This window comes from Alteromonas sp. ALT199 (assembly GCF_018619335.1).
In the GTDB taxonomy this organism is placed as follows: Bacteria; Pseudomonadota; Gammaproteobacteria; order Enterobacterales; family Alteromonadaceae; genus Alteromonas.
On the sequence record NZ_JAHHDX010000007.1, the window covers coordinates 1 to 21,863 of the forward strand.

The following is a 21,863-nucleotide window of genomic DNA, read 5'->3' on the forward strand; positions in this document are numbered from 1 at the left end:
CTATAAATATCAGCAAATTAAATATAAAAAAAACGTAAGCCGATTTTTACCCAGTTGGTTATTACTCAATTTTGTATTAGTAGTGGACGATCGCTACGCAACTGAATAGACAATGCGTTCAAGCTTCTACACTGGATTTTTAGACAAAAAAAAAGCCCGCTTATATAAGCAGGCTTTCAAATAATAACTTAGTGAAGCGTTAAGCTAGCGTAATACGCGCAAACTTGCGTTTACCTACCTGATACACGTTTTCACCTTTTTCAGTGAGCACTAAACGGGTGTCTTCCACTTTGTCGCCGTTAATTTTAACTGCGCCCTGTTTGATCATGCGCATGGCATCTGACGTTGAGCCAACAAGTTTCGCTTCTTTTAATAAATTACCGATAGCGATGCCTTCTTCGCCTAGCGCTATTTCAAGCTCTGGCATATCGTCAGGAATAGCGTTTTTCTGGAAGCGTTGAATAAAGTCTTGGTGGGCACCTTCAGCGGCAGCATCGTCGTGGAAACGAGCAATGATTTCTTTCGCCAACATAATTTTAATATCACGTGGGTTTTCGCCACCTTCAACGCGCGCTTTAAGCTCTGCTATCTCTTCTAACGGACGGAAGCTGATAAGATCATAGTAACGCCACATCAAATCGTCAGAAATAGACATTACTTTACCAAACATATCGTTTGGCGCGTCTGTGATACCAATGTAGTTGTTCAAAGACTTCGACATCTTCTGAACGCCGTCTAAGCCTTCAAGTAGTGGAACCATCACAATTGACTGTTGCTTTTGTCCCTGCTCTTTTTGAAGCTCACGGCCCATTAGCAAGTTGAAGCGCTGATCAGTACCGCCTAATTCAACGTCCGACTCAAGGGCTACAGAGTCCCAACCTTGCACAAGCGGGTATAAGAACTCATGAATTGCGATAGGCTGGTTGTTGTTATAGCGTTTTTTAAAGTCATCACGCTCTAGCATACGAGCTACAGTTTGACTTGCCGCTAGTTTGATCATGCCCGCAGCGCCAAGCTCGTCCATCCATTCTGAATTGAAACGTATTTCTGTTTTTTCTTCATCAAGGATCTTGAACACTTGTTCTTGATACGTTTTAGCGTTTTCTAATACCTGATCTTTACTTAAAGGCTTGCGTGTGACATTTTTACCTGTAGGATCGCCAATTAGGCCAGTAAAATCACCAATAAGAAAAACAACTTTGTGGCCGAGTTGCTGGAATGTACGCAGCTTGTTGATCAACACAGTATGACCAAGATGCAGATCAGGCGCAGTTGGATCAAAACCCGCTTTAATGGTTAGGGTTTTGCCGGATTTTAGTTTTTCAATTAAATCCTCTTCGGGGAGTATTTCATCGACGCCCCGTTTAATCTCAGCTAGCGCTGTTTGCCAATCTTTCATTTGTTAATCACACTCTACATAACTGTATATTCAATATTGGCGGGCATTTTACGCGTACAACGGAACCATTAAAAGCTTTGCGCGTCAAAAAACGGATTACAAACAGTCATGTTGTTAAACCCAACAGCTTTGAACGCGAAATTAGCGTGTTAAATAACGCACATTATGTAATTGCGAGTTTAAGAGCTATTGGGTGTAACAATTTGCGCTAACAAAATAATGAGAAAAGTTGCATTTTTAAGCAACGTATGTGAAATAGTGTTGTGCACATAACATTTCTCAGGTGGGCTTGTAGTATGAGAAAAAAATTAGACGCTTCTAAAGCGCTACATTTATTTAAAAATTTACCTAAGCAACATAGAACCGGCATTGCTATCGCAAGCTTGTTTCTTGGCGGGCTTATCCTTTTGCCGTCGGAGTCTGTAGAGGCTAGCCGTCATCAAGAGGCACATATTTTAGACGCAGGTGTCCGCTACCCTGTAGATCTTAACATTGCACCGTCAACCGATGTTTTTTCGAATGAAGAAGAGTCTACTTGGCAAACCTATAAAGTGCGCAGTGGCGATACGCTGGCAAAACTATTTAAACGCGCAGGTTTTACGTCGCGTGACGTTTACAATGTAACCCAAGCCGGTGAGTTGACAAAAACGCTCGTTACCTTGCTGCCTGGCGATGAATTGTCGTTTAAAGCTAAAAACGACGGTAGCTTTGGAGAGTTGAAATACAAACTGTCTTCAACCGAAACTTTGTTCGTACGCCCAGAATCGTCAAATGAGAACAGTGCTCTTACAGCCGAGCTTGAAAAGCGTGATGTAGATATTCGCTACAACTTTGCGCAGGGTGAAATTCACTCAAGCTTTTGGAATGCAGCAAGAGATGCAGGGCTTACCAGCAACCAAATTATGAATTTGGCAGGTATTTTCGGCTGGGATATTGATTTCGCGATGGAGATTCGCTCAGGCGATACGTTCAACGTTGTTTTTGAAGAACAATACATTGATGGCGAATTCGTAGGCTACGGCGATATTGTAGCAGCAGAGTTTACCAACCAAGGCGAACAGTTTAGTGCGATCCTTCACGAAGACGGTACATACTACACCCCAGAAGGTCGTAGCATGCGCAAGAGCTTTTTGCGTGCGCCTGTAAACTTCAGATACGTTAGCTCTAATTTCACGAAGGCACGCTTCCACCCTGTACAAAAACGCTGGAAAGCACACCGTGGTACCGACTACGTAGCAGCCGTTGGTACACCAATTATGGCAGCAGGTGATGGAAAAGTAATTAAAGCAGGCTATGATAAATATAACGGCCATCATGTATTTATTCAGCACGGCGAGAAATACACCACTAAGTACCTTCACTTCAAAAAACGTGCGGTAAAAGTGGGCGACATCGTTAAACAGGGTCAAACGGTAGGTTACCTTGGAAGTTCTGGCATGGTGACAGGCGCACATCTTCACTACGAATTTTTAGTAGACGGTGTGCATAGAAATCCACGCACCGTAGAGCTGCCGAAAGCTTTACCAATAGCAAAGGAAGAGCGAGAAAGATTTATGGAAATAGCAGAACTTCGTCAGCAGCAACTCAATAACAACAAACGTATTATGCTCGCGATGAAATAGTTGCGCTATGGCGAAATATATTGGCTTGATGTCAGGCACTAGCATGGACGGCGTAGACGCCGTCCTATGCGACATCACTGCAACGTCGTGCACAACGCTTTCAGCGCATACAATTCCCTATCCTAGTGAACTACTTCACGCGCTCAATAATTTATGTACTGAAGGGGCTGACGAGCTCAATACCCTTGGCATTGCAGACAGGCTCGTTGCCGAAGCCTTTTCAGAAGTAACTTTAGCACTACTTGATAAAAACAACCTTAAAGCATCAGATATCACTGCCATTGGCTCTCATGGGCAAACGGTGCGTCACTATCCCAATTCTGATGTGATGTCTGCCTATTTTTCTAGCGCTTCTATCCGGGGCTTCACTTGTCAGATTGGCGATCCTAACACTATCGCTGTACTTACCGGCATTGATGTTATCGCCGATTTCAGGCGCAAAGATATTGCGTTGGGCGGTCAAGGTGCGCCGCTGGTACCCGCTTTTCACAATGCGGTCTTTGCCAGTGAAAAAAAATATCGAGCGCTGGTAAATATTGGCGGCATCGCAAACATTTCATTGCTTGCACCAAAGCAAGATAACATACCGCCTAGAGGTTTTGATACTGGGCCAGGTAACACCTTGATGGACCAATGGATAAGCCTTCATTTAAACGAGAGCTTTGATAAAGACGGAGCATGGGCCGCGTCAGGACAATGCCATACCGGCTTACTAGGTAGGTTTTTATTAGATAACTACTTCGCTTTATCCGCGCCTAAAAGCACAGGCAGAGAACATTTCAATATTGATTGGTTAAGCAACGCCCTTGCCGATTACTTCCCTTCTAGCGCAGACCTGCAAAGCGAAGAGGGAAATAACAATTTAGCCCCAGAAGATGTTCAAGCCACTTTGCTTACACTTACCGGCAGCACTATCGCTCAAGAAATAATGAACCACCTACCTAAAGCGAGTGATGCGAACGTACAAAGCGAAGTGATTGTGTGCGGCGGCGGCGCGTTTAATAAAGCTTTAATGGCTTATTTGAACAACGCTTTGAGCGACTATGCCGTAGCAGACAGTTATGCGCTGGGCATACATCCACAGCATGTAGAAGGCGCTGCGTTTGCTTGGTTTGCTCACGCATTTATGAATGATATTGCGGGTAATGTGCCTCAAGTGACTGGCGCTTCAAAACCTGCAATTCTAGGTGCACTTTATAAAAAAGGATAAAAAAGGGGCCACTGATACAATCAACGGCCCTTTAGTATCGTTTCCTCAGCGGTTTTATTTAGCGATTGGCATTTCCATTTCTTTTAATGCGTTTGTATCGATATCGTCCTTAGGTTTAACACTGCGCTTTTTAGCGCGCATATCGAAATAACCATAACCACCCACAGCCAGGAAGCAAATGGCTGGTACAATATAAGATACAACCACCCCTGCGCTATCGATAATTGCAGCTTGGAAAAGTGGCATAATAGCTCCACCAAGGATAGCCATCACAAGGCCTGCTGCGCCTAGCTTGGTGTCTTCACCCAATCCTTCCAGCGCAATACCATAAATGGTCGGGAACATTAGTGACAAACAAGCAGAAATTGATACCAGTGCGATTACGCCTGCTAGATTAGGAGACTGTGTCATGAAGATACATAGTGCCATGGCAAGCAATGACATAATCATCAATAGCCTAGCTGGATAGAGATACTGCATTGCCCACGTCATCACAAAGCGTGAAACTAAGAATACAATCATGCTGTACTGTAATATTTCACCACCACTCACTTCGTTACCACCCGTCGCTTTCATTGCATATTGAATAGTAAAGGTCCACACACAAGTTTGTGCGCCAACATTGAAAAACTGAGCCAATACGCCAAATCGGTAATGCCTGTTGGCAACTAAGCGCTTAAGCGATGCGCCCAACTTTACGTCTTCCACACTAGACTCAACCGATTCTTGAATTGGCGCTTTAATTAGGAAAATAGCAACCCAAACCAAAACTAAAACGCATGCCATACCTACGTAAGGGAGCATTACTGCGTCAAGCTCGGCCCCTATCACGCTTTTGAGTTCGCTTACCGACATAGCAGCACGCTCTTGCGCAGATGCCTGATTCAGGTTTGGCAATATAAGCGTTGCAGCCAAAAACACACCTAAATTAGTACCGACAGGATTAAATGCTTGAGCTAAATTTAAACGGCGTGTCGCACTCTTTTGATGTCCCATCGCCATAACATATGGGTTAGCCGAAGTTTCAAGAATAGATAATCCCCCCGCCAGTACAAAAAGTGCGGCTAAGAAAAATCCGTAAGTCATAGTTTGGCTGGCAGGATAAAACAGAAATGCCCCAGCAGCGGCACACCCCAAACCAGTCAATACACCTGTTTTATAAGAAAAGCGCTTGTTAATAAAAGCAGCAGGAATGGCTAAGCAAAAATATGCGCCATAATAGGCAAATTGAACCAATGCCGATTGCAAAGACGACATAGTAAATATCTTGCTAAATACCTTTACCAAAGGGTCTGTCATGTTCGCAGCCACACCCCATGCTGCAAAACAAATCGTTAACAATATAAAGGGAATCAACGTGTCTTTAGACACCAAAGGGGCGTTATTTTTCATAAGAACGGCCTTTCGCTTGTAAAAAAATAGTTAACCAATTTAAGCATTCCGCTCTAAACCTGTCAATAAATCAATTTGATTTATTTACTTTGAATTACATTAAAAATTAGACTTTGTGTGTAGAAACCCGACAAAAGAGAAATATACATTTATCTTCCACGCCATGATTACCAATAAATAAAACTTTAATTTTCAGCAAGTTGAAAACACAAAAAGACTTAGCGGAAAGCTTTCTATGTAAGCTGAAGTGGTGACGCCGCTCGGCACTTTCATTTAAGGGGAATACATAAATTTGTTAAATAAATTAAATAAACCAGGTTGATTTAATTCACAAGGTTAGTTAGATTTCGTTCAAAGCAAACTTAAGTTAATACGTTGTAACGTTAGCTAGCGCTGATTTATTTAGTTTCAACAAGAGGTTAGCAATAAATACTTAGATGCCATTAGTCACACGTGCTTAACAAGCTACAGTGATTAACATTTTTTATTTTGAGAGAATAATGATGAAAACAGCTCCAGTCGCCCGAAATCTTCCTGTATTTAAGACAGGCTTACAAACAGCTACCCTCGCTGTCACCGCTATTTTTTCCACTATTGCGACGGCATCACAATATATGCTTGAAGACGCGTTTGAATTTCAAGCAAGTTACACAGGTGAGTCAGCCACTAATATTGACGGTGGTGAACGCAGAGGCAGCGCCTATGCTGGTCAGCTATTTGTAGGTGGTGAATTAGATTTAAATGCGTTCGCGGGCTGGGAAGACACTAAAATCCATATTGCCATGACAAACCGACACGGCAAAAACTTAGCCGAGCACTACATTGGAAGCAGCACGTCGGTGCAAGAGATCTTTGGCGGTCAAAATACCCGTCTTGCACGGTTTACAATCTCGTCCAAATTTCTAGATGGTGATTTAGAACTAGAAGGCGGCCGCACCGTAGCGAATATCAGCTTTTTAGGCTCTGAACTTTGTCAATACTTTCAAACCAATGCTGCTTGTGGGAACCCAACTTTTGTATTTAGAACCAGTAACTTTACTTGGTGGCCCGTTTCAAGTTGGGGTGGCCATGCGAAATACTGGCTTTCGCCAAAAACATACTTTCATACCGGTGTTTACGAAGATAATACCAGTCATCAAGACTTAAGCGATCACGGTTTCGATTGGGCGACTAATGAGGCAACTGGTGTTGTTGTCCCATTCACTCTGGGATATCAAACCACGTGGGACAATGACGAATTACCAAGGCGCTATGAAATTGGCGGTTGGTACGATGGCGCAGACTACACCGACCCCGTCTTTGATGAGGAGGGCAACTATGCGGCGCAGTCAGGCTATGATTACGCTGTTAGAAACGGTCGCTCGGGTATATTCGCACGTTTTGAACAAACAATTACTCGTCCAAACCCACTAACGAAAGAAGGTCTAACGCTGTTCGGTGCAGTGCTAACCGGTACATCGGGCGAGTTGATTGAAGACTACTATGTCAAAGCAGGTTTTGTTTTACGAGGTACTCTGGCGTCACGCCCTGACGATACCATTGGCTTCGTATTTACCCGCCAGCAATACAGTGACAAAGCGCTAGAGGATCAGCGTATATTAAGAAACAAAAACGGCGGGGTTGATACACCGGCAAGCAGCCAAACTATGTTAGAGCTAAGTTATGGTTATCAACTCAACGACCACGTAAGAATTCAGCCGAACGTTCACTACATCATCAACCCCGACCAATTCGCAGAACGCGACAGAGTAATGGCACTTGATGATGCTATTGTCCTAGGCCTAAGGTTCGACGTAAACCTAGCTGCTTTGATATTTAAATAACAGCGCCCTCGGGCGCTTTTTCCAAATCCATCTTTCCCCCTTAATTCAAGCTTGTTTAGCTACACAAGCAACTTTTTTTACAAATCCAACTCCTCGCTATTCCTGTATTCACTACTATCTTACGACGTTAATAGCGCTAACAAGCGCAGCGCTTCATCAACAAACTCTTCTTCGTTGAATAAGGAATACGAATGACAGACTCAGTACTTTTCAGCTCGTTCGATTGGGCAGGTAACACATTACAAAACCGCATGGTATTAGCACCAATGACAAGAGGTAGAGCGGGCGCCGATCGCATACCAAACAAAATCATGGGCGATCACTATGTTCAGCGGGCAGATGCAGGGCTTATCATCACAGAAGCGACAACGATTTCGGAAGAAGGCATTGGTTGGGTTGATACCCCTGGAATTTATACTGACGAAATGGTTGAAGGCTGGCGCTCTATTGTAGATCGCGTTCATGGGGCGGGTGGAAAGATTGTACTTCAACTTTGGCACACCGGGCGCGCATCTCACAGCGACTTTCACGACGGCAATCTTCCTTTTTCTGCATCCGCTATCAAAATTGAAGGCGATGAGATTCACACGCCTAAGGGCAAAAAGCCCTACGAAGTGCCGAAAGCTATGACGTTTGATGATATAAAGCGCACTGTTGAAGACTTCAAGAAGGCAGCTATTAACGCCAAAGCTGCAGGGTTTGATGGCGTGGAAGTGCATGCGGCAAATGGCTATCTTATTAACCAATTTTTAGATAGCCGTAGCAACCAGCGTGACGATAATTACGGTGGTAGTGTAGACAACCGCTACCGCTTCTTGAGCGAGGTGATGGACGCGGTATTGAGCGTATGGGAAAAAGAGTATGTCGGTGTGAGGTTATCGCCAAATGGCGCATTTAACGACATGGGTGCTGACGATTTTAGAGAAACCTTTACCTATGTAGCTCAACAGCTAAATAAGCTAGAAATAGGCTATTTACATGTAATGGATGGCTTAGCGTTTGGCTTTCATGAGCGCGGCGAAGCCATGGCGTTAGCAGAATTTAGAGCCCTTTTTGACGGTATGCTAATGGGCAATTGCGGCTATACAAAAGAGGAAGCAGAAAAGCGTATAGCTGACGGCGATGGCGACATGATTGCCTTCGGCAGACCTTGGATCACAAATCCGGACCTTCCTACTCGCTTTAAGCACGACTACCCATTAGCTTCATTTGACGATCCGTCTGCGTGGTACGGGGGAAGTGAAGAGGGCTACAACGACTTTGACACATACCGTGAAAAAAGCGGAAAAGACGCCATGACATCATTGACCTAAACTAGCAAGGGCAGAGCAAATCGCTCTGCCTTTATCTCAAGCGCAGTAGTTCATTGTAGAACGCAGCGCGCTTTTTAACCGCGCAGCTCTTAGTACTATGCGCCCCCTTCAAAAATTTTTTTATGACAAAAGACTTGTTAATTAAACGACTTTTTCTTTGCAGCTAATACGGCGAGCTTCTCCAAACACGACATCCAGGCGTAGTTATGCTGGTCACATTCTTGTTTGTTCACAAAACCTTGCTGAATAAGAACTATCCTCACGTTGTTTTCTTCTGTCTTTTCGAAGTGAATATCTACTGATGTCATTACCGACTCTTCCATGTCATCTTCCCACGCCCATGAAAACGACAGTTGCTCGTTCGCTAAAATAGTCACGTATTCACCGGTCAATGACATTTCAATGCCACTTGGATCCATCATCTTTATACGATAGCGACCGCCTTCTTTGAAATCGCTCATAATTTGTGTAACTGAACAATCGCCTGGTGCAAACCACTCTGAAAGATACTCAGGTTCGTGAAATGCTGCAAAAATAAAGGGCAATGATGCATCTAGCGTTACATCAATTTTAAACTCGTGCATAAAGCCGCCTTAGTCATATTGTGAAGGTAAGTGTCTTTTTACTTTATAGCAAAGAGAATCGCTCATCATCACTAATCAGCTTTGCCAAAAATAAAAAATCCCGAGCCCGCGTAAGGAAAGGCCCGGGAGAAGGAGAACATCCTCAATATGTTTTATCGACAGTTCAAGACAATTTCTTGAACTAAAAGTGCACCTAAGCCCCTTTCATCAGTGAATCCATACTGGCCTTGCTGCCAAAATGCTGTGAGCTCACTCTCTCACTTACTGATAAATACAAGTCGTCGATGTCGGCGTGTGCCATAAACTTTTCACAAAAACCAGGTGCATGAGGCTCGATAAAATGCTTTGCGGCCAGCATATAATGGGCGATAAGTTGCTTGACGTTGTCTGTCCCCATTGCAATGCGCATAGTCGTTAATTCTATTCCAGCTTTTTTCTGTTCATCGCTACTGAGTTCTGAATGAGACGTCAGCGCAGGGCACAAAATTATTGTGTTGTTCTGCCCAATGCTCACCTGGTGACTGAACGCTGGCTCTAAAGCATCGAAAAAGCGCACAAACACGTCGCGTGGTAAATTCGCGGGCGCCATGTCAACGGTGAATAAGGTGCATGGCCAGCCGTGCGTGTGCTGTTTCTCGCGCAAACCTGCATTGCTGTGTTCAGGCAACGCATGACAGTTAACGCGAATTTGATCGTGAGCATTTAGAAATGAGGTAAAGACTTGAGTGTTGATTACCTTTGTCATCATGCGCTGTTCCAAGGTCTTCATACCGTTTAATACATCAAACGCCTTTTCAGAATCTAAGAATGCACCCTTGATATAGTACACATCCCAGAACATGGTTTCAGACCAGTCTACGCCATTTGCCGCACTGCCTTTTGGCTGGAACATGCGATGCCCCTCGCCTATCACGACGCCCGCAGTGGTTGCGCCACTACCACACAAATCTTTGGTGTAACTATGGATCACATAATCAGGTCGTGCGGCTTTGTTTTTGTGCTGCAGCGGTTGGTGCAACACAGGCGTAGCAAGCGTAGAGTCCAACATCACTAACGCATCTTGTGCGTGCGCTAGCTCACAAATTCCGGGTACATCCAGTACATAACCATGCGGGTTACATGGCGACTCTAAATACACATGCATTTTTGCGCCATTGCTTAAGCGTAAGGCATGCTCAGCCTTTGTTTGCTGCATGAATGACGCAAAGCTTTGTGCGTCGTAACCATCAAACCACGCAATTTGAATATCCATTCGATTGCTGCGAGCGAAGTAGTCATGAAGCAGCTGATACACCCCACCGTATACGTTTCTAGAAACAATAAGCACATCGCCATGACTCAGCACGTTCGATAAACAGGCATCAATTGCCGCCATGCCCGAATTAAAATTCCAAGCTAAGTATTCAGCGGCGTAAGGGCCCGCTTCCATATCCACAATGGCGTTAGCAAGGGAGATGTTGGTGGGGTTCAATAATCGCGAATAAATTTGGTGGGTAAACTCTTTTCCCTGAAAAGCATCGTCTACCCATTCAGTACAGGCATACACATAGGTCGCTGTCCTTACGACCACGGGCGTTGCTGAAAAAAGTGCAGTGACATTGTCGAATAGCGGATAATGCCCTTGTGAGCCGTTGCCGCTCGACAAGCTTTGGTATGTGGCACGAAACGGGTTTTGCAGCGTATCTAATATCTTAGCAATTTGAAAAGACAAAAACTTTTTGGCATTGAAGTAGGCAAGCCTGTCTTCTTTATCAAGTTCTTGCAACGTATTGCTGGTAATATCCCAAAGCTGCATAACGCTGGCCTGAGCGCCATATAAATGATGAGCCGTATTGGCGAGTGCCTTGCCATAGTCGCTTTGTGCACTTATGCCGAAATGTGAAAGTTGCTCTTCGACTAAAGCTTGAGTAGTTTCAGCTTGGGTCGTGTTACGCTTAGGTGACAGCACTTTGGCGTGTGTAATATCAACGTCTGTTGAGTTTTGGAATTTGTTTTCTGACTGCATAGCGGTTCCGTTGCAAATTAACTTCAGGTGCAAATACATAACACCAACACTGTTTACAAAAATGTAAAACTTAAATCACACTTTTAGAACAACAAGCTTGACGATAATGCATTCAGGCAGAGGAAAGAAAAGTTTACTTTAGGAGTGTTAGGCCAATGACAGCAAGGAGTTCGAAGGTGATTGAACTTACTATTTTAAGCAATGAAGCCAAAGAGATTGCAGATGCACTTCGAGAAAAAATAGCAGATAACAATAGCTATATTGGGACTGACGGAAGCCCACTTATAACGCTTAAACAAGTAACTACGGGTTCAGAAGATGTAGATACTCAAGCCGTTAGAGTGATGCTCGCAGATCCTGACCTTGCTTCCAGCATTATTGATAAATGCTCTACGCTTACTTGGTGTCAATCCACATGGGCAGGCAACGCCCCACTCCTAAACGCGAGTAAAACCGATTACACACTTACTGGCCTGAAAGGAATTTTCGGTAAGTTAATGCGGGAATACGTTTTTGCCTATTTACTTGCGCATGCTAGAAATGTGAAGACATTTGAACAAAACCAGCGTACCTCACCGCCAAAATGGGAAGCTTCAAAGCGTGTGCCGTTAAATGGTCAAACGCTGGGTATAGTCGGACTTGGCAGTATCGGGCAAGCCCTTATGCCGGTTGCTCACGCCTTCGGTATGCAGGTTGTAGGTTTAACGAGAAGCGGGAAAGAAGTGGAAGGCGCTATTGCTGTTTATACTCCTGACGACATCGAAGGGTTTGCTAATGCATGTGACCACGTAGTGAATTTAATGCCAGACACACCAACTACACAAAACATGCTATCTCACGGCTTTTTTAACGCACTTAAACCTCATAGTGTGTTCATTAACGCAGGTCGAGGTAGTGCCGTTGACGATGATGCTCTTATACAAGCTTTAAACAGCGGTGCATTGTCTCATGCGGTTTTAGACGTGTTTCGCAACGAGCCCCTCGACCCCGCTCACCCGTTTTGGCAGCATCCCAATATTTCAGTGACAGCTCACACAGCCGCAGAATCTCAACCAAGCGATGTGGCAAACGTGTTTTTAGACAATGCGCTGCGCTATATCAAGGGCGAACCACTCAAATACCAGTTTGATTTTGATAAGGGCTATTAATTGTTTAACAGCCCTTTCTTTAGCAGCCCTTTCTTTGGCAAAGTCGAAAACTTGGTCGAGCCTAAATATAGAGTGCTGATTCTTAATTAGGACATCATTACCTATTTATACCTAATCTACCTAAATTTACCTAGATTTACCTGGCCATGATATCTGACTAAATCTAACTACGTGGGTCAGTTGCGGTTATTTCAATTCGGTTATGGTGCTTTTCATGGAAGTCTAACAATTGTGGGTAGTCTTTCATGCTGTGTAATTCGCGGAAAAGCACCCAATCGATCATGCTATACAAACAGATTTCTGGGTAAGTCCATCCGCTAAAGCCACCCGCATCAAGTTGTTCTGATAGCACGTTTAATACTGCTTCAATCCGCTCATTTTGAAGTCGGTAATACATTTTATCTTCGCTGATATCAAAATCTGAACGCTTTAGAAGCATAAGCTGAACAAATGAATCATTAGCTGCGTCAATTAACGTTAGTTGATTCTCTTCTTCCCAGCTCAAGCCATCATGATCAAGCTTGTCGGCAAGATAATTATAGATAATGCGAGAATCGAAAATCATTTGTCCATCATCTTCAAGGCAAGGTACTTTTAAGGTTGGGTTGCGAGAAGCAAGCAGTTCGCGATCTTCACCAGAAAAGATTTGAAGATTTAAAAATTCGTGTTCTGTAGACGCTAATACAATGCGAATGCGGCGTACATAGGGAGAAGTGGTTGAGCCGTACAATTTCATAAACGCTGTCCTAAACTATGGTCGTTTGTTGAAATCAGTGTAGCCAGAATTTGAAAATAAAAGGAAGTGTTGGAGACAGAACAACCGACAGGCATACAAAATGATGCGATGTATGCCTATCGCTTTTACTGCAAATAATTATAAACGCAGGCTTTCGCGTTTAAAGAGCACAGCGTTTAGCTTGCCTTTAAACGCATTCACTTAAACACTGAAGCTTGCGCCACAGCCACAGGTAGTCGTGGCATTTGGGTTTTGTACCAAAAAGCGTGACCCTTCAAGGCCATCCACGTAATCAACAATGCCACCTACTAGATATTGTAGGCTCATTGGGTCGACAACCATGGTTACCGTATCTTTCTCAATAGTCATATCGCCTTCGTTCACCTTCTCATCGAATGTGAAGCCATATTGAAAGCCCGAACAACCACCACCTGTTACGTATACACGTAATTTCAAATCAGGATTTTCTTCTTCTGAAACAAGGGCTTTCACTTTCGCTGCTGCAGCGTCTGAAAACTCAATTGGCAACGCCGTTTCTACAGACATACCCACCTCTACAATAATCTCGTGCTAACGCACTTTCTGCTTAGCCGCAATTATCTAATACTTGCGGATAGTTAGCAATTATTGGGGCAAAACTTAACGATTCAAGCTTTAAACCTGCCATCACACTTACAGTAAAAGACACGATGGGGATAGAAAAGTTAAGCAAACTAGTTAACACTGACATGTAAATATAATAAGCGTTAACTTCTAAAGATTAGCGATACACTAACTAAGGTGCGGTATATGAAACTTTCCAGCAAACCACAGTCACTTTCCCCCACCCCTACCCTGTTTGATGATTTCGGGCAGTCTCGCTTTGCTAGTAAAGAAGAATACAAAGACGCATTAGTTAAACAGCAAGAAAAACTTTTTCACGTTCAGCAGTCGTATTTTCATCAAAAAAAGCGAGCAATTATTGTGTTTGAAGGATGGGATGCGTCAGGAAAAGGCGGCGCCATTAGGCGTATAACAGAAAAACTAGACCCTCGCGGCGTAGGTGTATTTCCTGTGGCGAAGCCTGCTAAAGAAGACCAAGACAAACACTTTCTCTATCGCTTTTGGCAACACTTACCATCACCCGGAACTCTTAAAATTTTTGACCGCTCACACTATGGTAGAGTGCTTGTAGAGCGGGTAGATAAACTAATAGATGAAGACACGTGGCGACGCGGGTATGAAGAAATAAACGCATTTGAAAAAACGCTGAGTGACAGCGGAATTCGTATCATCAAACTCTTTATGCATATATCGTCACGCGAGCAGCGCGAGAGATTTGAAGAAAGGCTGCATAACCCATTCAAGCGCTGGAAGTTAACCGAAGAAGACTTGCACAACCGAAAAATGCGAAAAGCCTACATCGAGGCAACGAATGACATGTTTAAACACACCCACACCAGTTATGCGCCTTGGCACATAATAAACGGGGAGTTCAAGTGGCAAGCGAGGGTTAATGCACTGAACACAGTTACCGCAAGACTCAGTGCAGGCGTAGATATTTCCCCGCCTCCGCTGGACGAACGGTTAATTGCAATGGCCTCCAAACAACTTGATGTTGATGAAGGCCTAATAAGCGACTAGGGTATGAGGTCTTTAGTAGACAACCAAAACTGATATAGCGAATGCTATTTAATTATTGCTGTCTGGCAAAGTCACATTCAACTCAAGTACGCTGCAATCATCGTTATTATCTAACTGCACCGATACCTGGTCGTCAGCAATCGTCACGTATTTGCGAATTACCTGAATGATTTCCTGTTGCATCATGGGCAAGTAATCAGGCTCGGTACGCTTTCTGCGTTCGTGCGCGACAATAATTTGTAGCCGCTCTTTGGCTACCGCCGCAGTGCTCGGCTTTTGCTTCCTTTTGAGCAGGTCAAAAATACCCATTACTTCCCTCCTAGCAGACGCTTAAAGAACCCTTTCTTTTCTGCCTCAAGGAAACGGTGCGGTACTTCTTCACCTAACAAACGTTTCACTGCATCGGCATACGCTTGACCAGCGTTGGCCTCTGAATCAAGAATAACTGGCTGTCCTTGGTTTGATGCTTTTAGCACTGATTCTGATTCTGGAATTACCCCTAAAAGTGGGATAGCCAAAATTTCTTCCACATCGGCAACACTCAACATTTCCGCACTTTCTACACGCATTGGGTTGTAGCGAGTAAGAAGCAGATGCTCCTTAACCGGTTCGCCTTTTTCTGCGCGCATCGACTTGCTTTGTAGAATACCTAAAATACGATCTGAGTCACGTACCGACGATACTTCCGGGTTGGTTACGACAATGGCTTCGTCAGCAAAATAAAGCGCCATTTGCGCACCTTGTTCGATGCCTGCTGGCGAATCACAAATGATATATTCGAAGTCTTTCTTAAGCTCGTCTAAGACTGCTTGCACACCTTCAACGGTAAGTGCGTCTTTATCGCGGGTTTGAGAAGCAGGGAGAATAAAAAGATTTTCCGTTCTCTTGTCTTTGATTAGCGCTTGTTTTAGTGACGCTTCCTTGTTGATAACATTAACAAAATCATAAACTACACGGCGCTCACAGCCCATGATGAGGTCTAAGTTTCGCAAGCCAACATCGAAATCTATCACTACCGTTTTATGACCTGCTAACGCAAGCCCAGTACTTATTGCTGCACTCGATGTAGTTTTACCTACACCACCTTTTCCTGAGGTTACTACGATAATCTTTGCCATCTATTCTTTCCTATTAGTGCGTACAAAGCATTAAGCTAACGGCTCTATACGTAATGTTTCGTCTTCTAAATATACTTGCGCAGGCTTCTTCCAGCATTCACCTTTTACGGTGTCGTGCATGATAAATTGCCCCGCAATTGAAATGAGTTCTGCATCTAACGACTGACAAAATACACGAGCGCTCGTATTGCCTTTAACGCCCGCTAACGCGCGTCCGCGTAACGTACCGTAAACATGAATGTTGCCATCGGCTAAAAGCTCAGCTCCTTCGCTTACCGACGCGGTTACCACCAAATCACTACCTTCAGCATAAACTTGCTGGCCAGAACGTACAGGGCGGTTGATTACTTTGGCAGGTTTAAGCGCAGGCGCAACTGTAGGAGCAGGCTCACTTTTTGGGGGCTCTGTATCGGCTTGTCGCTGTGCTTGCGGCGCATTTTCACTGCTATCGTTGGTTTCACTTTCACCATTTGTGCTTTCTTTTTGCGAACGAAGAGCACTATCTGTAAATTTACTTTGGCTTACATCAGCTAATCCCAAATCATTAATGGTCGGTTTAAGTTCTGCCACTTCACCTTTCACCGCCATAGGCTGCAATTGCAACCGACGGCAAAGTGCCACTAGCAGTTCAAACTCGGTAGCAGACAAAGGCTTTATCAAATGCAAAATCAGTGAGGAACGGGTAAAGAACTGCGGCGCGCTCGCAACTTTCTTAGATAACTGAGCCTCGAAGTTATCTGGCTCAAAATCTATTACTTCTAACACAATACTGGTGAGCGTAGTGCCCTTCATGCGAAAGCAAGTTTCTGTCATTTTTTCATCCCGAAAAGGCGTTACTTTTTTCCTAGCAATTCGCCGTCAAAATAAGCAAAACCTATTAGCGCTAATGTCTATCGCTGTCTTACGCAGCTATACAAATAATTTATTGCATCACTGTACCAAAATTCCTGATCACATACAGCAACTGTATACCGGTTAAAACAGGTTTTACTCAAGTTATTAGCTATGAGCTAGCTAAGAACATGCCAACCATCGAATAGTTTTTAGGCAAGCAGGTGCTCTGCGATTTTTTTACCGAACTTCCTTACAACTAACTATCACTTCCACCACAAAAAAAGTGCGATGGTAAGTCGCACTTTTTTCAATACACGTCTGTTTCTAACACTTGGTTTAGGCCTTTACAGCTAAGTGAGATTTCTAGGATCTAGTAAGGCCTCCAGCTCGTCTCTAGAAATATCTGTCATTGCTTCAGCCACATCAATAACAGGTTTATTCTCTTTATAAGCTGCTTTGGCAATTTCCGCGGCTTTTGCATAGCCAATGACAGGGTTAAGCGCGGTGACGAGGACAGGGTTTCTGTAAAGAGGCGCTTCAATGTTATCTTGGTTGACCGTGAATCCTTCAATTGCCTGTTCGCCGATAAGCGTTGCACTGTTGGTCATTAGCGACAAGCTTGATAACAAATTACTGGCAATCATGGGCAGCATGACATTGAGCTCAAAGTTTCCAGATTGCCCGCCTACAGTAATTGCCGCGTCGTTGCCTATTACCTGTGCTGAAGCCATTGCCACCGCTTCAGGAATAACTGGGTTTACTTTACCTGGCATTATCGATGAGCCGGGCTGTAACGCAGGCAATGCTATTTCGCCCAAGCCGGCTAGCGGGCCGGAATTCATCCAACGAAGGTCATTAGCAATTTTCATTAGGGTTACAGCCAAACTTTTCGTCACACCTGAAAGTGTTACTGCGGTGTCTTGAGAGCCAATAAGTGCAAAGAAGTTATCTGCTGGTTTAAACGCGATATCGGTTAGCTCTCCCAGCTTATCTGAAAATGTAGTTGCGAAATCAGCATGGGCGTTTACGCCCGTCCCCACTGCTGTGCCCCCCTGAGCTAGGGTTTGGATTGCGGGTTGCACAGCACGAAGGTTCTTTAGCTGCTGTTTAAGCTGAGATGCCCAAGCTAGTAGGCTTTGATCCATGCGTACCGGCATAGCATCCATTAAGTGTGTGCGCCCGGTTTTGCAATATTGTGCTACCGATTTTGCTTTAGTTTCAATAACACGAATCAGACCTTCCACAGCAGGTACTAGCTCATTCGACAAGGCAACAGCGGCGCTTACGTGAATTGTGGTTGGTATCACATCGTTTGAACTTTGACCGTAGTTCACATGATCGTTCGGGTGAACCTCTTCACTTGAGTAGCGAGAAGCCAAACGCGCTATCACCTCGTTGGCATTCATGTTTGTACTAGTACCTGACCCTGTCTGAAAGACATCTACCGGAAAGTGTTGCATAACATCATCGAGGGCCAACAGTTCATCGCAGGCCTTAACTATCGCCTGACCGCAGTCACTATCCAGCGCTTTCAGCTTCATATTTGATTGAGCTGCGGCTTTTTTCACAGTGAGCAACGCGCGTATAAAAGCTTCAGGCATACGCTGACCACTGACCGGAAAGTTTTGAATAGCACGTTGAGTTTGTGCGCCGTAAAGCGCATCTTCAGGCACTTGTAGCTCACCCATGCTGTCGCGTTCTGTGCGTGTTGCTGTCATAACTCGTATCCTTGTATTGATGTAACTTAATTTTCGGCGTGCTTATCACGCTGTCATCAAAGGTCTTATCGGGGGTATTAAGTGCAAACTAATAGTACTTAATAGATATCACCCTCGTAGGACGCTCATAAAAAATGTCGGACTAACACTTGTAAATCTATTTTTATTCTTGCAAGCGCAATTCGATCACTCTCAGTAGACGCGTAGCGCTCAGCGTTGAGTAAAGGCTTGTATAAGTGGTCTAAACAGGCATAGCGCCATTGTTTACAAACCAGCGGGTCGCATATGGTTTCAAACAGCAACTCGAGCGCATTTTTGTATATACAAAATTTGTCGCTATCACATGGCAGTAAATTGGCAACGCAACTCACTCCATCTAGGTAGTTAACCAATACATTCAGCTCAACTTTACTATGTCCAAAGCGAATTTGTTCAAGTGCATTTCGTATTGATGGCATCAGCTTTCCTTGTGCATCAACTTAGGCATAAAAATACAACGCTATGAATAGGTAAGAACTATTCATAGCAAAACAACCGCAACAACGCAAATGATAATTATTAGCATTTATAATGATCCAGTGTTAGTATTTTTCGTATTGAGAATTGAGAATTGAATCTTCTACTTCCACCGAGAAGTGTGGTTAACCTAAATTCAAAGGACATTATTCATGATCAAGAAATTACTTGGCGGCACAGCCCTTTTCTTTCTAGCTTCAAGTGCATTTGCTAACGAATGTGAGACTACAGTGGAATCGAATGACGCTATGCAGTTCAATACAAAAAACGTAACGATTCCTGCAACTTGCAGCGAATTTACCGTTACGTTGAAACATACTGGTCAGCTACCAAAGCAATCTATGGGTCACAACTGGGTAATGACCACTAAAGCCGATGGGCAAGCGGTGGCAACAGATGGTATGAGTGCAGGACTAGATAATAACTATGTTAAGCCGGATGACGAACGTGTAATTGGCGCTACAGACATTATAGGCGGCGGCGAACAGACCTCTACCACGTTTTCTGTTGAAGGGTTAAGCAAAGACGAAGAGTACATGTTTTTCTGCTCATTCCCCGGTCATATCGGCATTATGCAAGGCACGGTTACCCTTTCTAGCTAAGGGTATGCAATTTGCCGATAGGCAAACGAGAGGCGCACCTTTAATTGTGCGCCTTCAAAATAGCGTTCAGTAATTTGAGAGTGAAGTTGTAATGGATACAGCGTCCCATACATCGAAAAGTGCAAAAGCGTTGGAACGCGAAAAGTATCTACGTCTTAGTTCTGGCGGCTTGACTCAAGGCTTCGTTCAAAGCACTCTTTACCCGCTGTTAGCTAACAAGCGACTGCTAATGCCGCTTTTGGTTGTAACCTTACTCGCTTATAGCAGCACCCGTTCCGTTACACTTTCCGTTTTATCAGACGCATACTTCCAGGTGGCTGCGTTCGTTTACGCATCGCTTGCTCTTTATTACTTGGCAACGCTACGGGTCTCAGCCGACGCCATTGGCAATTATATGAAAACGCACCCCGTCCACGAAGTAGGCCTTTCTGCACTTCTTGGTGCTTTACCTGGTTGTGGTGGTGCAATTATTGTTGTAACTCAGTATACGCGAGGTGTTACCAGTTTTGGGGCAGTAGTTGCAGTACTAACTAGCACCATGGGTGACGCAGCTTTTTTATTGCTAGCTCAAGCGCCATTAGACGCATTAACCGTAATGGCTGTAAGTGTCACCGTGGGCGCCGCTACTGGGTTAGTGGTTAATAAATTCCATAATTACCAAGCGCCTGAAACTGTTGGTTCGAATAAGGCGCCCAAAGACACCGATAAACCGAAAGCAATACGCCATAGCGCCGTTTCACTTTCCAGAGTTTTTTGGATGTTTGTGAGTTTACCTTCGCTAGCAATTGCCCTTGCTTTGGCGTTTCAACTCCCCGTTCACAGTTACTTGGCCATTAGTGAGAATACACTAACACTTATTGGCGCTTCTTTGTGTATAGCAAGTCTGGTGCTTTGGTCACTATGCGGTTCAGGAAGCGGATACGCTTCAATCGCCAAAGAAGATTCAACTCCGCCCCCTCCTAAATGGCAGGAAAAAGCCGCGCTAGATACCCAGTTTGTATTGGCATGGGTGATACTCGCATTTTTAATCTTCGAACTGTCTGTTGTTTGGTTTGGGCTAGACATTGCAGGAATGCTTGAAACTATGGGCCCTGGCTTGGTCGGCTTAGCTATTGTAATAGGCTTCTTACCCGGCTGCGGCCCTCAAATATTGGTCACCAGCTTATATTTAAATGGTGCTGTTCCTTTTTCAGCACAACTCGGTAACGCTATTAGTAATGATGGCGATGCCTTGTTTCCCGCTATCGCGCTTTCGCCGAAAGCCGCCCTTATCGCTACTGTGTACTCTGCCATTCCAGCGTTTATTGTTGGCTACGGCTACTGGTATTTTTTGGAGTAATTTATTTTTTAAAACTCAAGCCCTATTCAAATTGCTTGAAAGTCTATAAAAGACCAATGCGAAAACGTTGCCTTTAGCGATTACTCTACGTCTGTAGAAAGCGCTTCACTCCAAGGCACGCTAACTTCATAGTTGCCTTTACGCGTTTTGTATTGGTACACCGATGTAGTGAAAGTAATAGACTCTACGTCTATGTCTTCGTCGATAGTGAGCATTGTGTTCACTGCTTGGAAAAAACGAAAACGATACTTAACATCTTCAGCAAGTAGGCTTGACTCGCCAGATTTAAGTGTAACGGGTTCACCATTTCGTTTGCCCATAATGGCTATGTCTAAATTACCATTTATCACGGCTTTTCTCTGTTTAGACTGCAGTAACACTAACCGAAGCTGATACGTAGTATCGTTTACTTTAAAAACCTCTACCCCTTCAACAGCAAAGCCATCATCGGCTTTCTCGGGTGCCATAACTCGTTCATAAAAACTCAAAAGCTCCTTCTGTGCTTCTAGCTCAGTCTTCTGATCACTTAACGTTTTTGCGATATTTTCTGATTCGAGTGTGGCAAGTTCCACGGCTACTTCAAGCTGGTTTACTTTGGTAGTAAGCGCATTATTTTCTTCAGACAAGATAGCGATAGTTTCTTTTTGAGCCCGTACTTTTTTGCTATCGCCTTCATCAATTATTCGTGCCAGCTTGTAGCCAAACCCAACCATGACAAACATGATGAGCGCTACCATCAAGGTCCATTTATAGCTGCCTAGTATTTCTTTTAATTGATCTGTTGTCATAATTTCTTCATTAAAAACTACAAAACGCTAACGCGTTCTAAATATTATGAATTTTAAGTGTTTATGGTAAGCTGCTAGCTACGTTAATCTACT

General features: G+C 44.1%; 20 protein-coding genes. 8 read left to right on the top strand and 12 right to left on the bottom strand.

What is annotated here, in order from left to right:
- Positions 1 to 199: 199 nt before the first annotated feature.
- Positions 200 to 1,399: a tyrosine--tRNA ligase gene (gene tyrS, locus KL866_RS00555; protein ID WP_025256282.1), complete on the bottom strand. Its 1,200-nt coding sequence runs from the start codon at positions 1,397 to 1,399 to the stop codon at positions 200 to 202.
- A gap of 296 nt (positions 1,400 to 1,695) precedes the next feature.
- Here tyrS and KL866_RS00560 point away from each other — a divergent pair, with 296 nt between their 5' ends.
- Both KL866_RS00560 and KL866_RS00565 read left to right on the top strand, forming a co-directional pair.
- Complete coding sequence (locus KL866_RS00560; protein ID WP_214992428.1) at positions 1,696 to 3,021, top strand: OapA family protein; 1,326 nt, start codon at positions 1,696 to 1,698, stop codon at positions 3,019 to 3,021.
- Between the two features lie 7 nt (positions 3,022 to 3,028).
- A complete protein-coding gene (locus KL866_RS00565; RefSeq protein ID WP_025256284.1) occupies positions 3,029 to 4,231 on the top strand; it encodes an anhydro-N-acetylmuramic acid kinase in 1,203 nt (400 codons plus the stop codon).
- Between the two features lie 54 nt (positions 4,232 to 4,285).
- On the opposite strand, the gene fucP is transcribed toward KL866_RS00565, so the two are convergent.
- Entirely contained in the window at positions 4,286 to 5,623 is a 1,338-nt protein-coding gene (gene fucP / locus KL866_RS00570) for an L-fucose:H+ symporter permease (RefSeq protein ID WP_214992430.1), read from the bottom strand.
- Positions 5,624 to 6,123: 500 nt separating this feature from the next.
- Between fucP and KL866_RS00575 the strand changes: the two genes are divergently transcribed.
- A complete protein-coding gene (locus KL866_RS00575) occupies positions 6,124 to 7,446 on the top strand; it encodes a carbohydrate porin (RefSeq protein ID WP_034325327.1) in 1,323 nt (440 codons plus the stop codon).
- 191 nt (positions 7,447 to 7,637) lie between these two features.
- Entirely contained in the window at positions 7,638 to 8,759 is a 1,122-nt protein-coding gene (locus KL866_RS00580; RefSeq protein ID WP_214992433.1) for an alkene reductase, read from the top strand.
- Between the two features lie 137 nt (positions 8,760 to 8,896).
- On the opposite strand, the gene KL866_RS00585 is transcribed toward KL866_RS00580, so the two are convergent.
- Complete coding sequence (locus tag KL866_RS00585) at positions 8,897 to 9,343, bottom strand: SRPBCC domain-containing protein (RefSeq protein ID WP_025256288.1); 447 nt, start codon at positions 9,341 to 9,343, stop codon at positions 8,897 to 8,899.
- Positions 9,344 to 9,536: 193 nt separating this feature from the next.
- Positions 9,537 to 11,348, bottom strand: a complete 1,812-nt coding sequence (locus KL866_RS00590; protein ID WP_214992446.1) for a PLP-dependent aspartate aminotransferase family protein — start codon at positions 11,346 to 11,348, stop codon at positions 9,537 to 9,539.
- Positions 11,349 to 11,503: 155 nt separating this feature from the next.
- Between KL866_RS00590 and KL866_RS00595 the strand changes: the two genes are divergently transcribed.
- Positions 11,504 to 12,496, top strand: a complete 993-nt coding sequence (locus KL866_RS00595; RefSeq protein ID WP_214992448.1) for a D-2-hydroxyacid dehydrogenase — start codon at positions 11,504 to 11,506, stop codon at positions 12,494 to 12,496.
- 163 nt (positions 12,497 to 12,659) lie between these two features.
- Here KL866_RS00595 and KL866_RS00600 read toward each other — a convergent pair whose 3' ends face one another.
- Positions 12,660 to 13,232 (bottom strand): glutathione S-transferase family protein, encoded by a 573-nt coding sequence (locus tag KL866_RS00600; protein ID WP_025256291.1) that lies wholly within the window; start codon positions 13,230 to 13,232, stop codon positions 12,660 to 12,662.
- 201 nt (positions 13,233 to 13,433) lie between these two features.
- Positions 13,434 to 13,778 carry an iron-sulfur cluster insertion protein ErpA gene (erpA, locus tag KL866_RS00605; protein ID WP_025256292.1) on the bottom strand — a complete coding sequence of 115 codons (345 nt, stop codon included), beginning with the start codon at positions 13,776 to 13,778 and terminating at the stop codon, positions 13,434 to 13,436.
- Between the two features lie 243 nt (positions 13,779 to 14,021).
- On the opposite strand from erpA, the gene KL866_RS00610 reads away from it, so the two are divergent.
- The gene (locus KL866_RS00610) at positions 14,022 to 14,855 is read left to right on the top strand and encodes a polyphosphate kinase 2 family protein (RefSeq protein ID WP_025256293.1); all 834 of its coding nucleotides are present in this window, start codon (positions 14,022 to 14,024) and stop codon (positions 14,853 to 14,855) included.
- 48 nt (positions 14,856 to 14,903) lie between these two features.
- Here the strand turns inward: KL866_RS00610 and minE are convergent, their stop codons facing one another.
- The 5 genes from minE to KL866_RS00635 form a co-directional block, all read right to left on the bottom strand.
- Entirely contained in the window at positions 14,904 to 15,164 is a 261-nt protein-coding gene (gene minE / locus KL866_RS00615) for a cell division topological specificity factor MinE (protein ID WP_025256294.1), read from the bottom strand.
- The gene (gene minD / locus KL866_RS00620; RefSeq protein ID WP_025256295.1) at positions 15,164 to 15,973 is read right to left on the bottom strand and encodes a septum site-determining protein MinD; all 810 of its coding nucleotides are present in this window, start codon (positions 15,971 to 15,973) and stop codon (positions 15,164 to 15,166) included. The genes minE and minD overlap by 1 nt, the downstream gene beginning before the upstream one ends.
- 30 nt (positions 15,974 to 16,003) lie before the next feature.
- A complete protein-coding gene (minC, locus tag KL866_RS00625) occupies positions 16,004 to 16,786 on the bottom strand; it encodes a septum site-determining protein MinC (protein WP_025256296.1) in 783 nt (260 codons plus the stop codon).
- Between the two features lie 371 nt (positions 16,787 to 17,157).
- On the bottom strand, positions 17,158 to 18,525 hold the full coding sequence (locus KL866_RS00630; protein WP_214992450.1) for an aspartate ammonia-lyase: 1,368 nt from the start codon (positions 18,523 to 18,525) through the stop codon (positions 17,158 to 17,160).
- Positions 18,526 to 18,650: 125 nt separating this feature from the next.
- Positions 18,651 to 18,983, bottom strand: coding sequence for a hypothetical protein (locus KL866_RS00635; protein ID WP_025256298.1), 333 nt, complete (start codon positions 18,981 to 18,983; stop codon positions 18,651 to 18,653).
- A gap of 210 nt (positions 18,984 to 19,193) precedes the next feature.
- Here KL866_RS00635 and azu point away from each other — a divergent pair, with 210 nt between their 5' ends.
- Complete coding sequence (gene azu / locus KL866_RS00640; RefSeq protein WP_025256299.1) at positions 19,194 to 19,643, top strand: azurin; 450 nt, start codon at positions 19,194 to 19,196, stop codon at positions 19,641 to 19,643.
- A 91-nt stretch (positions 19,644 to 19,734) separates the two neighbouring features.
- Positions 19,735 to 20,982, top strand: coding sequence for a putative manganese transporter (locus KL866_RS00645; RefSeq protein WP_025256300.1), 1,248 nt, complete (start codon positions 19,735 to 19,737; stop codon positions 20,980 to 20,982).
- 80 nt (positions 20,983 to 21,062) lie between these two features.
- On the opposite strand, the gene KL866_RS00650 is transcribed toward KL866_RS00645, so the two are convergent.
- Entirely contained in the window at positions 21,063 to 21,770 is a 708-nt protein-coding gene (locus KL866_RS00650; RefSeq protein ID WP_025256301.1) for a DUF6776 family protein, read from the bottom strand.
- Positions 21,771 to 21,863 lie beyond the last annotated feature (93 nt).